11 protein-coding genes are annotated in these 14,621 nt (G+C 68.9%); 6 read left to right on the forward strand and 5 right to left on the reverse strand.

Going from position 1 to position 14,621, the window contains the following annotated elements; all coding sequences use genetic code 11:
• Nucleotides 1-61 precede the first annotated feature (61 nt).
• The 5 genes from U9978_RS14035 (at nt 62) to U9978_RS14055 (ending at nt 7,054) form a co-directional block, all read left to right on the forward strand.
• Nucleotides 62-562, forward strand: a complete 501-nt coding sequence (locus tag U9978_RS14035) for a hypothetical protein (protein ID WP_322761559.1) — start codon at nt 62-64, stop codon at nt 560-562.
• A gap of 200 nt (nt 563-762) precedes the next feature.
• Nucleotides 763-1,122 carry a hypothetical protein gene (locus U9978_RS14040; protein ID WP_322761560.1) on the forward strand — a complete coding sequence of 120 codons (360 nt, stop codon included), beginning with the start codon at nt 763-765 and terminating at the stop codon, nt 1,120-1,122.
• Between the two features lie 90 nt (nt 1,123-1,212).
• On the forward strand, nt 1,213-1,434 hold the full coding sequence (locus tag U9978_RS14045) for a type I restriction enzyme endonuclease domain-containing protein (protein ID WP_322761561.1): 222 nt from the start codon (nt 1,213-1,215) through the stop codon (nt 1,432-1,434).
• 138 nt (nt 1,435-1,572) lie between these two features.
• Nucleotides 1,573-2,355 carry an AAA family ATPase gene (locus tag U9978_RS14050; protein ID WP_322761562.1) on the forward strand — a complete coding sequence of 261 codons (783 nt, stop codon included), beginning with the start codon at nt 1,573-1,575 and terminating at the stop codon, nt 2,353-2,355.
• A 286-nt stretch (nt 2,356-2,641) separates the two neighbouring features.
• A complete protein-coding gene (locus U9978_RS14055) occupies nt 2,642-7,054 on the forward strand; it encodes an AAA domain-containing protein (protein ID WP_322761563.1) in 4,413 nt (1,470 codons plus the stop codon).
• Nucleotides 7,055-7,390: 336 nt separating this feature from the next.
• Here U9978_RS14055 and U9978_RS14060 read toward each other — a convergent pair whose 3' ends face one another.
• Together U9978_RS14060 and U9978_RS14065 are read right to left on the reverse strand one after the other, a co-directional pair.
• On the reverse strand, nt 7,391-9,658 hold the full coding sequence (locus tag U9978_RS14060) for an ABC transporter ATP-binding protein (protein ID WP_322761564.1): 2,268 nt from the start codon (nt 9,656-9,658) through the stop codon (nt 7,391-7,393).
• A gap of 80 nt (nt 9,659-9,738) precedes the next feature.
• Nucleotides 9,739-11,640, reverse strand: a complete 1,902-nt coding sequence (locus U9978_RS14065) for an ABC transporter ATP-binding protein (protein WP_322761565.1) — start codon at nt 11,638-11,640, stop codon at nt 9,739-9,741.
• Between the two features lie 221 nt (nt 11,641-11,861).
• Between U9978_RS14065 and U9978_RS14070 the strand changes: the two genes are divergently transcribed.
• The gene (locus U9978_RS14070; protein ID WP_322761566.1) at nt 11,862-12,191 is read left to right on the forward strand and encodes a hypothetical protein; all 330 of its coding nucleotides are present in this window, start codon (nt 11,862-11,864) and stop codon (nt 12,189-12,191) included.
• Here U9978_RS14070 and U9978_RS14075 read toward each other — a convergent pair.
• The 3 genes from U9978_RS14075 to U9978_RS14085 form a co-directional block, all read right to left on the reverse strand.
• A complete protein-coding gene (locus U9978_RS14075) occupies nt 12,154-13,203 on the reverse strand; it encodes a macro domain-containing protein (RefSeq protein WP_322761567.1) in 1,050 nt (349 codons plus the stop codon). The two genes, U9978_RS14070 and U9978_RS14075, sit on opposite strands and share 38 nt — an antisense overlap.
• Nucleotides 13,204-13,218: 15 nt before the next feature.
• Nucleotides 13,219-13,863, reverse strand: coding sequence for a DUF4433 domain-containing protein (locus U9978_RS14080; RefSeq protein WP_322761568.1), 645 nt, complete (start codon nt 13,861-13,863; stop codon nt 13,219-13,221).
• 375 nt (nt 13,864-14,238) lie between these two features.
• A partial coding sequence (locus tag U9978_RS14085; protein ID WP_322761569.1) for a hypothetical protein occupies nt 14,239-14,621 on the reverse strand: 383 nt, incomplete at its 5' end.

Below are 14,621 nucleotides of genomic sequence, written 5' to 3' on the forward strand. Positions count from 1 at the left end.
TCCGGGGTATGGTAACGGTGCGTGAAACTGTGCCGGGTACGGCGGTCGGGGTGGCGCGGCCGTGACGGACGCGACAGGGCGGGAGTTCGAAGCAGATCGGCTGCCGGGACTGACAGTGGGATATCAGGATGCCCTGATCGTGGGTGCGCTAACCGGTCGGCTTACCGGGAACGGCGAGGAGATGCTGTTCCACGACTTCCGCAGGGTCAGTTCAGATGTACTGATCGGGGCCGGTGTCGGGGTGGCGGATCTGTCGACGGTGGGGCTGGTTGTGATCCACCCGCATTACATGCCGATGGCGCGCTCCCGATTGGCGTTGGCCGTCGCGGGCCGGCTGCGTCGGCGGCGTCTGGAAACCGGGTTAAACCCAAACGTGGTCACGATCGGGGCGAGGCCTTCGTCGGGTGAGGTGCCGGACGGGCTGGCCCTTGTTGCCCATCCGGTCCAGGTGCATGAGGCCGACGGTTGGTATGAACGTGCCGTATGGGAAGTCATGCTCGCCGAACAGTATGACGAGTGGTCACATCACTGTTCCAGACCTGAGCTGGGTTGGCTGCGCTGAACATCGGCCCGGATTCGCGGGAGACTGTCCGGGGAAACTGACGGCTTCGAGCCAGATCTACCGGGAGGGCAAGAAATTAACTGATAATGAGGGTTATCAGGCTGATATGCCGAATGTGTGTACCTTCGATCCGTATGCTGACCAGGCCCGGCAGGGACACGCCGTGGTACCCGGGTCGGGGCAGGATCGGGGGTGGAGCGATGCCGGACGTAACCGAGACCGGGACGCTGCTCATCTCGATGTCCGAGATCGCCGAACTGGCCGGGGTCCAGCGTCCCGTGGTGACCAACTGGCGCTGCCGGCACGGGGACTTCCCGCCGCCCGCCGACGACCAGGCCGCACAGCCGATGGGGCGTCACATCGACGAGATGCTCGCCAAGGTCCGGGGTCTGCATCAGGTTCTGCTCGACATCCTGGCCGGCTACGACTGGCGGGCGGTGCTCGCGACCCGGCGGCCCACGGCGTACCGGGACGCGCTGTTCGGCACGGTCGATCACCTGCGGGACGCGAGCCTGCCGGCGAACCACAGCCAGGACGGCCGGCTTCCGCTCACCGCCTAGGTTCCGCGACGCGGCGGCGCGCCTCGACCGGCCCGACCTCTCCCACCTCGACGAGGCCTACCTGGCGAAGCTGCGCGCGTCGACGACAACGTGGCGAGGTGCGCACCCCAGCCCCGCGACGCCGCGTCCCCTATTGCCGGGCGCTCTAAGCACAACGTCGTCCGGCAGAAGAGTTTCTTCGACCGGCTCATCGACCTGATGAACCGGTACCGCAACCAGCATCTGACCGCCGCCGAGAAGGCCGCGATCGAACTGGTCATCGCGCAGATGGAGACCTTCGCCGAGGACTGGTCACCCGCCGCCGACCACTGACCACGTCGGGGCTCCTGCTCACCGGATGTCGCCGACGCCACGCCATGGGCCCGGCGCATCTGCCCACGGCCGGCACAATGGTGGCGATGGCTGAGGGAGAGACGGGTCGATGGCAACAGCTGCGGGAGCGTGATGATCATGACGAGTTCCCGTACCAGAACGCCTCGGACGGCCAAGGGCGGGTTCATCCGGCAGGTCCGACTCGATCCGAGCGCCGCCATCGGCGGGTATCCGTTCGCTTTGCCTGTCGTACGATACTTGGCCCAGCACGGCCCGCTTGATCTGGACCCTGGAGTGACCTTCCTGGCCGGCGACAACGGCACCGGCAAATCCACGCTGGTGGAGGCGCTGGCGGTGGCCGCCGGATTCAACGCCGAGGGCGGCTCGCAGTCGTTCAGGTTCGTTACTCGCGCTACCGAATCTTCCCTGGCCGAGCATCTGGTACTGAGCTGGGGCGTCGCCAAGCCGCGCACCGGGTTCTTTCTCCGCGCCGAGAGCTTGTACAACGTGGCCACGGAGATTGAAAGGCTGGAGCGGGAAGACCCTGGTCTGCTACCGGCGTACGGGGGGCGATCTCTTCATGAGCGGTCCCATGGCGAGTGTTTTCTCGATCTGGTGGTTCACCGTTTCGGGCCGAGTGGGCTGTATCTGCTGGACGAGCCGGAGGCGGCATTGTCGGTACGCGGGTGCCTGGCTCTGGTGCGACGGATCGGGGAGCTGGTTGCCCAGGGCTCACAGCTCGTAGTGGCCACGCACTCGCCGATCCTGCTCGCTGTTCCCGGAGCGCTGATCTTGCAGATCGACGCGGACGGCACGATCGAGCGGGTTGACTATGAGGAGGCTGAACCGGTGGTGCTGATGCGCGGGTTTCTCGCCAGGCCGGAGCGGTTCCTACAGCACCTGTTCAGTGCGGAACCGTGAGATTCTCGATCACCCTTTCGGCGTTGTGGTGCAGCGGGATCGGCTACCTGCGTGAGTACCGGGTAGGGAGTCGGGTCGACCGAGACACGGGCGCGGCTGCTGGAGACGGAGCCGGCGACAACGGGCGACGAGCGGTGGAGACCGACTCGGTGGTCTACCTGACTGATCGTGGCCGTCGTCGGCTCCACGGTCGACGGCGGCGCGGCCGGTTGGTGGGCGTCGCCGAAACTGTCGGACACGTCCGATACAACAGCTTTGCCGCCGGCGTCCCGCAGGTGGCGGGTTGATGGACGAGTCGATCGTGGGGGATGTCGTGGGCACGCGTCAGGACGACGTCAGGGCACGGTCGCTGCGTCTGCTGGACTACCTCGCGGCTCTCTCCTCGGAGCTGTCTACGAAGCCGAAGCGGCGCCTGGCCGACTACGAGCCGCCGCTGATCCGGCCGGCCGACGTTCCGGCGCACCCTGGGGTGGTTCTGGGCCCGGGTCCTGACAGGGATGCGTGGCTGGCGGTGGGGAAGGTGGAGGAGCCGGTCGCGCCGGTGCTGCCGCAGCCGCTGGCAGGTCAGGTGTCCTCCGCCACGATCACGTTGTCCGGGCCGCCGCTGCTGCCCGTCGACTTCGACGAGTCCGCGGAGCGCGAGGGCGAGGGGCGCGAGGGCGAGGGGCCGAAGCCGGTGCGGGCGGAGCTGGTGCGGGCGGAGCCGGTGCGGGCCGAGCTGGCACGCTGGGTCGCCGGGTACTGGCAGCCCTGGGCGGAGCGGGCCCGGCCGGCACGCCAGGCCAGGGCGCTGTACCAGCGCCTCTACGACCTGCGACTGCGCCTGCAGCGGGACAGCGCGACCCACGAGTTGATGTGGGGCCACGGGGTGCTGTCGTGGTCGGTCACGGGCGAGGCCGTCAACCATCCACTGCTTCTCACGCCGGTGACCATCGGGATGGACCCTGAGACCGGGGTCCTGTCGGTCGTGCCGGACGGGCTGCCCTCAGTGGAGACCGACCCGTTGCAGGGCCTGGGGCTCGCCGCGCTCGAGGAGCTCGCGGCACTGCGGGAGCGGGTGCGGGCAAGCCCGCCCGATCCGTGGTTCGAGGGCGGTCTGGCCGAGGTGTACGCCCAGGCCGTCGCGCCCCTCGGCCTTGACGCGCACGTGGCACCCGGCCCGGCGGTGCCGGTCCCGGCCGCGGCGGCGATGCTGGTCGACACGTGGGTGCTGTTCGTCCGGCCGCGCCCGGCGCTGCACCGGCGCTTCTACACCGAGCTGCGCCAGGTACTCGCCGAGGCCGACACCTTCGCGGAGGCGTTCGCCGCGATCGTGGCGGAGGAAGGCGACGGCACCGTGGCGGTCGGTGACGGTGACCGCGAGAGCGGGGGAGGGGGGGACGACGGTTGGGATGCGATCGGTGAGCGGCTGCTTATGCCGTTGCCCACGAACGACGAGCAGGAGCGCATCGCCGTCAGGCTCGCCCGTTCCCGGGGCGTGACGGTGCAGGGGCCGCCCGGCACGGGTAAGAGCCACACGATCGCGAACCTGGTCAGCCATCTGGTCGCCCACGGCAGGCGGGTGCTGGTCACCGCGCACAACGAGCAGGCGCTCGCGGTACTCCGCGAGAAGATCCCGGCGGAGCTGCGCGACTTCTCCATCGCGGTGCTGGGCTCCAACCAGGCCGCGCTCGGGGAACTGCGCGCCTCCGTCCAGACCATCATGGATGCGGTCTCAGGCATCGAACCGGTCGCGGAGACCGTCGTGCTTGCGGCGCTCGGGCGCGACCTCGACGCGGCCCGGACCCGCGAGCGCAACCTCCAGCTGCGCCTGGTGGAGCTGCTCCGCGACGAGGCCGCGGAGTTTGCGCTCCCCGAGGGGCCGGCGAAGGCCGCACAGGTCGGCGCCTGGCTCGCCCGCCACGAGCCGGAGTGGGGCCGCATCCCGGACCGGTTGTCGGTTGATCAGCGTCCACCGCTGAGTGCCGCCGAATTCACCGACCTGATGCACCTTGCGGGCGCGACGGATGCGGCCGACGCGGCTGCCGCCCGCAGCCTGCTTCCGGATCTCACGGCGATCCCGTCCGCCGGAGATCTCATCGTGCAACACCGGACCCTCGACCGCTTCCGGGACGAACTCGCGGATCTTGAAGAGCGGGGTGTCGTGCTGCCCGCCGTCGACATGCTCGGCGGACCGGCGCTCGCCGCCCTGGTCGGCGACGTCGCGCGGGCGGCTGCCCTGATCGCCGAGCTGGAGGAGCCGTGGTTGGCCGGCGTCCGCGGTCAGGTCGCCCAGTCCGCGATGCTGGCCGGATTCTGGTCGGAGCAGGCCGGGGCGCTCGCCGAATGCGCCGGCACGATCGTGGACGCGCGGCGCCGGACGTCCGGTAGGGAGATCGTCGTCCCGGACGGTGACCCCCGTCTGCAGGAGGGTTTTCTCGACGAGCTGGAATCCCGTTTCGCCGCACATAGGGGCATCCCACGCTTCGGTAACAAGGGCCTGAAGGAGTTCCACGCCACCGCCCGGGTCGACGGTTTCGAACTGCGGACCCCCACCGACGTCGACGCCGTCCGGGCGGCGGTCCGCGAGCGGGTAACCCGGGCGAGCGCGGGTCGCCGGTACGGCGAAATGGTCAGCCAGCTGCACGCGCCACCGCTGTCCGCCGACAGTCCGGGCTTCCTCCCCGGGCTCGAACACGCCGTCAACCTGCTGCGTGGCGCGATCAGCTGGGAGACCATGGACGCACCGGCGCTGGTGGCCCGGCTGCGCACAGTGCTACCCGATGCCCCGGCACGGCCCACCGGCGCGCAGCTGCGAGAGATCGCCGACGTGCTCGCGGCGGCCGCGAAGCGGGGTGATGAACAGGCGCTGACAGCGCGGCTCGACGAGCTCGGAACGGCCCTCGAGGCCGGGCAGGGGCAGCCGGGTGCGAGCCCGCTGTGGGGCGTACTGCGCGACACCTTTGCCCGCCGTGACTTCGCCGCCTGGCAGGCGGCCTGCGAGGAGATCGCCCGCTTGACCGGCCTGGAGCCCGCTCTGACTCGCCGGGACCTACTGGCCGGGCTACTCGCCGTCGCCGCGCCGGTCTGGGCCGGCCGCGTCATCGACTCCGGGGGAGACACCGCCGTCTGCGGCCAGCCGCAGGACCTCGCCCGGCTGTGGCGGTGGCGACAGGCCCAGACCTGGCTGGAGGCTCTACTCGGTCGGGGTGACGCTGAAGCGCTCCAGCGGCAGGTCGCCGACGCCGGGGCGCAGGTGCGCCGGCTGGTGCTGGAGTCGGCCGCCCGCGGGGCACGCCTTGGCATGCACCGCAGCCTGCGGGACGACCAGCGGCGCGCGCTTGAAGGGTGGCTCCAGGCGCTGGCGAGGATCGGCAAGGGCACCGGCAAATTCGCCGGAAAGTGGGAGGCCGAGGCCCGTGCCCAGATGCCGGCGGCGATGGGGGCCGTCCCTGTCTGGATCATGCCGATCCACCGGGTGCTGGCGAGCTTCGACCCTCGCCGCACCGATCTGTTCGACGTGGTCATCGTCGACGAGTCCAGCCAGTGCGACGTGCTGTCCCTCGGTGTCCTCGCGCTTGGACGCAAGGTCGTCATCGTGGGTGACGACAAGCAGATCAGCCCGGCGGCCGTCGGTGTGAACCGGGAGCGCGTCTTCGAGCTGATCGATTCACATCTGCCCGACCTGCCGCAGCGGTCCCTGCTCGACGTGGAGGCCAGCCTCTACGACACCGCGAGCCGGGTGTTTCCGGGAAAGGTGCTGCTGCGCGAGCATTTCCGGTGCGTACCGGACATCATCGAGTTCTCCAACCGCTTCTACGACGGGAAGATTCTGCCGCTGCGGGAGGCGACCGATCTCGGCACCGGCACCGACATCGGCGCGCCGGTTCGGCCGGTCCGGGTGCCCGACGGGGCACGCACCCGCGGCCAGTACGGCGACGTCAACGAACCCGAGGCGCTCGCTCTCGTCCAGCAGATCCTCGACTGTTGCGACGATCCGGCGTACGACGGCATGACCTTCGGGGTCGTCACCCTGCTGGGGACCGGGCAGGGACGCCTGATTGAGCAGACGCTCGTGGACAAGCTCGGCGCCGAGGAGTATGAGCGCCGGCGGATCCGGGTTGGTGACCCCTACAACTTCCAGGGTGACGAGCGGGACGTCATCTTCGTGTCGGTCGTCGCCGACGACAACCGCTCCGCCGCGACCCGCAAGGCCGACCAGCAGCGCATCAACGTCGCGGCCAGTCGTGCCCGCGACCAACTGTGGATTTTCCACACCGTGGATCACGCCGTGCTGCATCCCGACGACGTCCGCGGGCAGCTGCTCGCCTACGCCTACGGCGTCAACACACCGCGGGCGCGGGCCGAAGCCCTCGAGGACCGGTGCGAAAGCGACTTCGAGCGTGCCGTGCTGCGGGAGCTCCTGCGCCGCGGCTACCGGGTGTCCCCGCAGCACCACGTCGGTCATTTTCGTATCGACCTGGTCGTGGAGGGCGCCCGTGCCCGGCTCGCGGTCGAATGCGACGGTGACAAGTTCCACGGTCCGCAGCAGTGGGAGACCGACCTGCGCCGCCAACGGGTACTTGAGCGGCAGGGCTGGAAGTTCTGGCGGGTCCGGGGTTCGGCGTATTTCCGCGATCCGGTCGCCGCGCTCGCGTCACTGTGGAAACGGCTCGACGAGCTGGACATCCATCCCACAACCGTCAGCTCGGGACGCTGACGACGAGTCGCGGCACGCTGACACGGCCACCGCCTATGCATGGAGACGACCGGATCAGATCCGAGTGATGATCGGCGCGTGTTTGTCGTACGGTACGGTTTTCGGACCGAAAAGCGTACCTGACAACAAACTCGCGCCGATCTTTGTCGGTGCTCGGTGCTCGGTGCTCGGTGCTCGGTGCTCGGTGCTCGGTCGGGGTCGGGGTCGGGGTCGATGCCGGGTCGGGTTCGGTCGGGGTCGGGGTCGGCGCTGGGCCGAGCCGACGTCTGTGGAGGCCGAAGCCCCAGGTCACTGAAGCCCCAGATCACTGAAGGCCCAGGTCACTGAAGCCTCGGATCACTGATGGCTGGCGGACTGCTCCTGGCCCACCTGTCGGGCGTAGAGGCGGGCGTAGGCGCCCCCTGCCGCCAGCAGTTCGTCGTGCGTGCCCCGTTCGACAACCGTGCCCGCGTCCAGGACGTGGATGGCGTCGGCGTCGACGATCGTCGACAGCCGGTGCGCGATCACCACCCGGGTGCGTCCGGTGCCCAGCCGGGACAGCGCCTCCTGCACCACGTTCTCGGTCAGCGAGTCCAGCTGGGACGTGGCCTCGTCCAGGACGAGCACGGGCGGGTCGGCGAGCAGGACCCGGGCAAGGGCGAGCCGTTGGCGTTCCCCGCCGGAGAGCTGGTAGCCGCGGGCCCCGACCATCGTCTCGACACCCCGCGGCAGCTTGTCCAGCAGCGGGCGCAGGCCGGCGTCGACCGCAGCGGTGGCCACCTCGTCGTCGCTGGCCTCGAGCCGTCCGTAGCGGATGTTCGTGGCAATCGTGTCGTGGAAGAGGTACGGGTCCTGGGGGACGACGCCGACGAGCGCCCGCAGTTCGTCCCAGTCCATCACGGCGAGGTCGACGCCGCCGCAGAGGATCCGGCCGCGGTCGGGTTGATAGATGCCGGCGAGCAGCGAGCCCAGGGTGCTCTTGCCCGCGCCGCTGGACCCGACGACCGCGGTCTTCTCCCCGGACCGGACGTCCAGGGTGAGGTCGCGCAGATTCCACCGCTGCGTGTCGTCCCCGGCCGTGCCACCGCGACCATCGCGGAGCGTCGCAGGATCTTCATCGGGGTCTCCCACGTACCACCAGCGGCGCTGTGGATCGCGTCCCGCGGCGGACCAGGCGTCCTGCCGGCCCTGTCGGTAGCGGAACCAGACGTGGTCGATGAGCAGGTCCGGGGCGGCCCTGCTACCGGCCGGTGCGCAACGTTGACCGGGCACCGGTTCGCGGACGGCCGTTCCGGCGCGCTGACCAGCGCTTTCGGCGCGGTGACCGGTCGTGCCGGTCGTGGTGCTCGTGGTGCTCGCCATGGCCCTGGTGGTCGTGGTGGTCGTGGTGGGCAGATTGCGGGGATCGGGCGGGATGTCGAGCAGACCGAAGATCCGCTCGACGCCGACGCCGGCCTCCAGCAGGTCCGAGCGGCTCTCCGCCAGGCTCGTCACCGGCCGGTAGGCGTACAGCAACGCGGACGCGAAGGCGATCAGCGTGCCGATGGTGGTGCGTCCACTGCTCACCAGCCAGCCACCGAACCCCATCACCGCGACGACCGCGACGGCGGCTCCGGCCGAGGACATCAGCCCGGCGACCGCGGAGACCCGGGTGCGCCGGACGGCGATCCGCTCCAGGTCGTCGGCAACGGTCGCGAACCGTGCCGATTCGTGGTCGGTACGGCCGAACAGCCGGACGTGCAGCGCACCGGCGACGCCGCTGGTGTCGGCGAGTTGGGCGAAGTGCGCGGACCGCAGCTTTATGTGCTGCCGGGTCAGCTCACGGCCACGGCGCCGGCCGAGGGTCGTCAGCGCGAACACGCCGGGGGCCAGCAGCACCGCCAGCAGGCTCAGCCGCCACTCCAGGACGAAAACGGTGGCCGTGCCGACCACGGCGGTGACCGCGGCGGTGACCGCGTGCGGCATGGAGACGGAGACTGCGGCGCGGACCTCGTGCACGTCGTTGCCGAACAGCGACAGCAGCTCGCCCTGGCGCTGGCCCGGGAAGAAGCCGAACGGCAGTCGCAGCAGATGGTCGTGGACGGTGACGGTGACGCGCCTGGTCACCGTTTCACCGAGCCGCGAGCCGATCACCCGGGACGCCGCGCCGGTCACGGCGTCGAATACGAACACGACCAGCAACAGCGCCACCTGGGGGAGCAGCGCGGACGCGCCCGGCACGGCCAGGCCGTGGTCGATCAGGTGCCGCAGGATGAACGGGGTCGCGGTGAAGGACAGGGCACCGACCAGGTTCAGCGCGATGATCGCGAGGACGCGGCCGCCCTGGTCGTCGAAGAACCGGACGCAGCGGGCGGCCGTGGGGCTTGCGGTGAGCCGGGCGAGCACGGTCGCGGCGAGCCGTGGGATGAGGGGTGGCCGGACGGGGGGCTGCGGACCAGGCTGTGGTGGGACGAGAGGCGGCGGCCGGGTCGGGCCGTCGGGTGAGGTTGGGCCGTCCCGTGCGGTGGAAGCAGCGGACACGCATCCCCCTTCAGCCAGGCCCGCGCAGCCCGCTTCCCGCGGCCCGCCCTCGGGTACCTCCAGCGCCCGCGCGTTCGCATGCCGGATGCGTGACCGTTCGGACACCGCATCCATCATCGCCGGACCGGCCTACGGCGTGCACCGGTTTTCCGCAACCGGCCGTGGTCCTTATCCGGTCGCGGCCCTTATCCGGCCGCAGCCATCGTGGCCATGGCGGCGACCGCGGCCGGCTGGTCGAACTGCGTCCGGTACAGCTCCTCGTACCGTCCGCCGGTGGCGAGCAGCTCGGTATGGGTGCCGCGTTCCACGACCCGCCCGTCCTCGATGACGAGGATGAGGTCGGCGGAGCGGATGGTGGACAGCCGGTGGGCGATCACCACCGCGGTCCGTCCGGTGAGTGCCTCGGCCAGGGCCGCCTGTACCGCGGCCTCGGAGGTGGAGTCCAGGTGCGCGGTGGCCTCGTCGAGGATCACTACCCGCGGCCGTGCCAGCAGGAGCCGGGCGATGGTCAGGCGTTGGCGTTCGCCGCCGGACAGGCGGTAGCCGCGTTCGCCGACGACGGTGTCCAACCCGTCGGGCAGGCTCGTGACGAGGTCGGCGAGCCTGGCGCGGCCCAGCACCTCCCACAGGTCGTCCTCGGTAGCCTCCGGGCGTGCCAGCAGGAGGTTCGCGCGGATCGACTCGTGGAACAGGTGCCCGTCCTGGGTGACCATCCCGAGTGTCGCGCGGATGGACTCGGCGGTCAGCTCGCGGACGTCGATCCCGCCCAGGCGCACCGCGCCGGTGTCGACGTCGTAGAGCCGGGCTGTCAGCTGCGCGATCGTGGACTTCCCGGCGCCCGACGAGCCCACCAGCGCCACCAGCTGCCCGGGTTCGACCCGGAACGAGACGTTGTGCAGGATTTCGACACCGCCACGGGCGTCGAGCACGGCGACCTCCTCCAGCGATGCGAGCGAGACCTTGTCCGCGGGCGGGTAGCTGAAACTGACGTCGTCGAATTCCACCGCCACCCCTCCTTCTGGCACCCGTTGCGCGTCCGGGCTGTCTGCGATCAGCGGTTCGAGGTCCAGCACCTCGAACACACGTTCGAAGCTTACCAGAGCGCTCATGACTTCCACCCGGGCGCTGGCCAGCGAGGTCAGCGGGGCGTAGAGGCGGGTGAGCAGCAGCGCGAGCGCGACGACGGCGCCGGGCTCCAGCTGCCCACGCAGCGCGTAAAAACCACCGAGCCCGTAGACGAGGGCGAGTGCCAGCGCCGAGACCAGGGTCAGCGCGGTGATGAACACCCACTGCACCATCGCCGAGCGGACCCCGATGTCGCGGACGCGCCGCGCCCGGACGGCGAACGCGGCGGATTCGTGTGCGGGCCGGCCGAACAGTTTCACCAGCGTCGCGCCGGGCGCGGAGAAACGCTCGGTCATCTGCGTGCTCATCACCGCGTTGTGGTTGGCCGCTTCACGTTCGAGCCGGGCCAGTCGGCTGCCCATCCGCCGCGCGGGAAGGACGAAGACCGGTAGCAGCAGCAGCGCGAGCAGGGTGATCTGCCAGGAGATTCTGATCATCACGACGAGGGTGAGCAGAAGCGCCACGATGTTGCTGACCACGCCGGAGAGCGTGTTGCTGAAGGCCCGTTGCGCGCCGATGACGTCGTTGTTCAACCGGCTGACCAGCGCGCCGGTCCGGGTTCGGGTGAAGAAGGCGACGGGCATCCGCTGGACGTGGTCGAACACGGTGGTGCGCAGGTCGAGGATGAGGCCCTCGCCGATGGTTGCCGACAGCCACCGGGACACCAGCCCGAGGCCGGCCTCGGCCACCGCGATGACGGCGATGAGCACCGCGAGCTCGACCACGACGTGCACGGCCGAGCCGCGCACGATCGCGTCGACGACCCGGCCCGCGAGGACCGGTGTGGCGACCGCGAGGACCGCCGTCACAACGCTGAGCAGCAGGAACCAGGTCAGCTGCCGGCGGCGCGGCCGGGCGAACCCGCCGATGCGCCGCAGGGTGGCCTTGGAGAAGGGGCGCCGTTCGTCCTGCGCGTTCATCGCCTTGTGCATCGACATCCAGGCGGTGACTTCCATGCTCATGGGTTACCTCTGCTCATGGGATACCTCTCGGTGACGCCGGCCCGTTGCCGGCCTGCGGTGCCGGCCGTCCGAGGGAAGGCTAGAGGCTCAAGCGAACTTCAGGTCAAGCATGCTCAGGTCACGCGCGCCCGGACCGGCCCTGCCACGACCTGGACCTGGACCTGGACCTGGAGGCTACGTCGGCAGATCATGACGGTGGCGGCGGTGGGTACAGTCGGGGCGTGGCACGTGCGGTCCTACGGGAGCTCCGGTTGACGGCGTTCAAGTCGTTTACCGAGGCGACGCTGCCGCTGGCTCCTGACGGGCCGCCGGCCGGTGTGCTGCTTGTCATCGAAGAATTGGAAAACGGTCTGCACCCTTGCTATCGGAGCATCGATGACGGCTACAGCCACCTTGACCGTCTGACCGACCTCCCTGGTTACGCAGAAGCCATGGCCGCTGGTCGGCTCGGTGATCTCATGTCGAGTGGCCGTCTGGTGCGGCCGGAGGAACGTCGAACCGACTTCGCGGAGTTCAACCGGCTGTTGGGCGAAGCCAACCCTTGTTACTGAGGGTGTCCCATGTCACCCCGAGCTGCTCTTCGGAGAAACGTCGCTTACGGGCGCTCCACGCGTATGTACGCTCCATCGCGGTCTGGAGAGTCGTAGCGCCCTCCTGGGCCGCGACCCAATGCACGGTGGCGAGGAGTTCGAGGCCGAAGGGCGTCTCGAATCCTTGGACGAGGTCTGCGACGCGGTCGAACCGGGCACGCGTCGCCGACTGGCCGGCGAGGAAGGATTCCGCGTCGGTGACTGCGCCTGGTAGCAGCGTGAGCTCATTGTCTGGTACATCGCCGCTGTCGGCGAACCCGGAGATGAGGTGGCCTTCGACAGCATGCAGTACATGTCGCAGGTTCTCGGCATAGGGGCCGTAGAAAGCCTTGGCGTAACGCAGTCGGAGTGGTTCACCAGCTTCCTGCATGAAGTACATGAGTTTGTGGACTTCAAGGAGCGTGACGAACGGATCCATCAGCCCGTCAAGATAGCGAGAGACCAGGGCGACGAGCGCGGCGCGGCCCGGGGTCATGATCGGCACCTCGGGTCGTGCGGATACAACCGGTTTCGTCACGCTGCCACGTGGTTCAAAGAGAATCACACGTACATCATCGAGATTTCCCAGTGCGGCCTCGATTTGGGGATAGACGTCGTCCCAGCGCAGACCGCCAAGACCGCTGCCGAGTGGTGGAACCGCGATTGACCGAATGTTTCTGGCCCGGATTTCCGCGGCCAGGGCGCGAAGTCCTGCCTCGATGTCCTCCATGCGGCTGGCGCCGCGCCAGTGCCGTTTGGTGGGGAAGTTGACGATGAGTCTCGGGTTTGTCAGTGATCCCGTCTCGAAGACGAACATTCGACCCGGCTGGACTTCGCCATGGTCGCAGGCGGAACGATAGGAACGGAAGTTGGCCGGATAGGCTTCTTTGAACTGCAGCGCGATACCCCGGCCCATGACGCCGACGCAGTTGACCGTGTTGACCACAGCCTCTGTATCCGCCGTGAATATGTCGCCTTGCCGGTACTCGATCATGCCGACGCCTCCTCTCTAGAAATACCATTCCGTCCTGACCGCGAGCTCCGGCCGGTGCCGCGTGCCGACCAGAGCCTGCTCGACGTGCTGAGCCGTCTCCCGCGTCCGCACACCAATCTTATCAACAAGCTCCCACGGAAATGATCTGTACACGAGGAACTCGGCTTGTTTACGCTCCTTCACATCGGTCGACCTGAAGTCCGTCGCCTCGACTGCCACCCAGTTGATCTGGTCCAGGTTCTCCAACCCCGTGTAGAATCGTGTGTAGATCGTTGCGGCGTTTGAGGTCGAGAAGGCCCACCGTCTCGCTGACGCATCTGCCCATGCAACCACCTGGTGGAGGTCCGCCTCAAGATGAATGATCGGATCCTGGCCACCGCGATAGGCAAGCTCCGGGTTGTTCGCCCGTGAGATCACATACAACATGATCGAACGTGGGCAGAAGTAGAAGGGAACATAATCGCCGACACAGTCGCCGCCGTGACGGCTTACCGGCACGACCAGCCGGCGCTGTTTGATCTGGCTCATGCCGATCGTCGTGCCACTCCCGGATCGGCGTGACATCACCGCGTCGGACCAGAGGCAACCATCGGCGAGGATCGCGGGTAAACGGTCGACGTGGACGATGTGGTAGAGCTTCGGTCGCTTGGGTGTCGCCATGTCAAGCACGGACCTCCGGAGGTGTGGAGCTGATGGTCTGCCGGACCGCGGTTTGTGTTGTCCGGGTCCAGGGTTGAAGGTCGCAACTGCCGTTTGACCGTACGCCGCTGATCCGACACGATCGTCGGCCCGCTGGTGGATGCCGGGTCGATGGTGTGTCAGCGGCGCCGGAAGAGGCCGCCCTTGCGAGGGGGGACGCGGGCCGGGTGTCGCGATGCGCGACCGCGCTCCGCTGTGCATACTTGAAGTGCCAAGGCAGTAGCTGAGGAAGTAACCCCGGTCCCTCCCCGGACGAGGAACGGCCGGGGTTTGCGCTGTCCGGGGCCAGCGGTGAGGGTTTCAGCGGACCGTTCTCCTGGGTGCTGCGTGGGGCAGCTACTCGTCGACCCGCTCACTCAGATCGTCGGGGCCGTCGAACACAGGAAGCGACCGCAGGCGGACGCGTGGAACGTCGTCCTCGACAAGCCGGAGGAGCGCGCGCCGCGCCTCGACCGCGGCCCGGCCGAGCACTGCCACCGGATCACGATCGTCGGCCCCGCTGCGCAGACGTCCGGCGACGTTGTTCAGTTCCGCAGCGATGCCAGCCGGCGCTGGGTAGACGCCAATGGTGTCGCGTACCCACGCGAGCGCCGCTGCATGGGCGTTCAGCACCGCAACAGCCCGCTCGGAAAACTGATCGGACTCACCCAGCAGGTCGCCGACCAGCGCATGTGCGCGGCTCCGGTCGTCGACTGCGCTCATAAATCTAGATCTTACCT

The sequence above is a fragment of the Protofrankia sp. Cr2 genome, assembly GCF_963555885.1.
Lineage (GTDB): Bacteria > Actinomycetota > Actinomycetes > Frankiales > Frankiaceae > Protofrankia.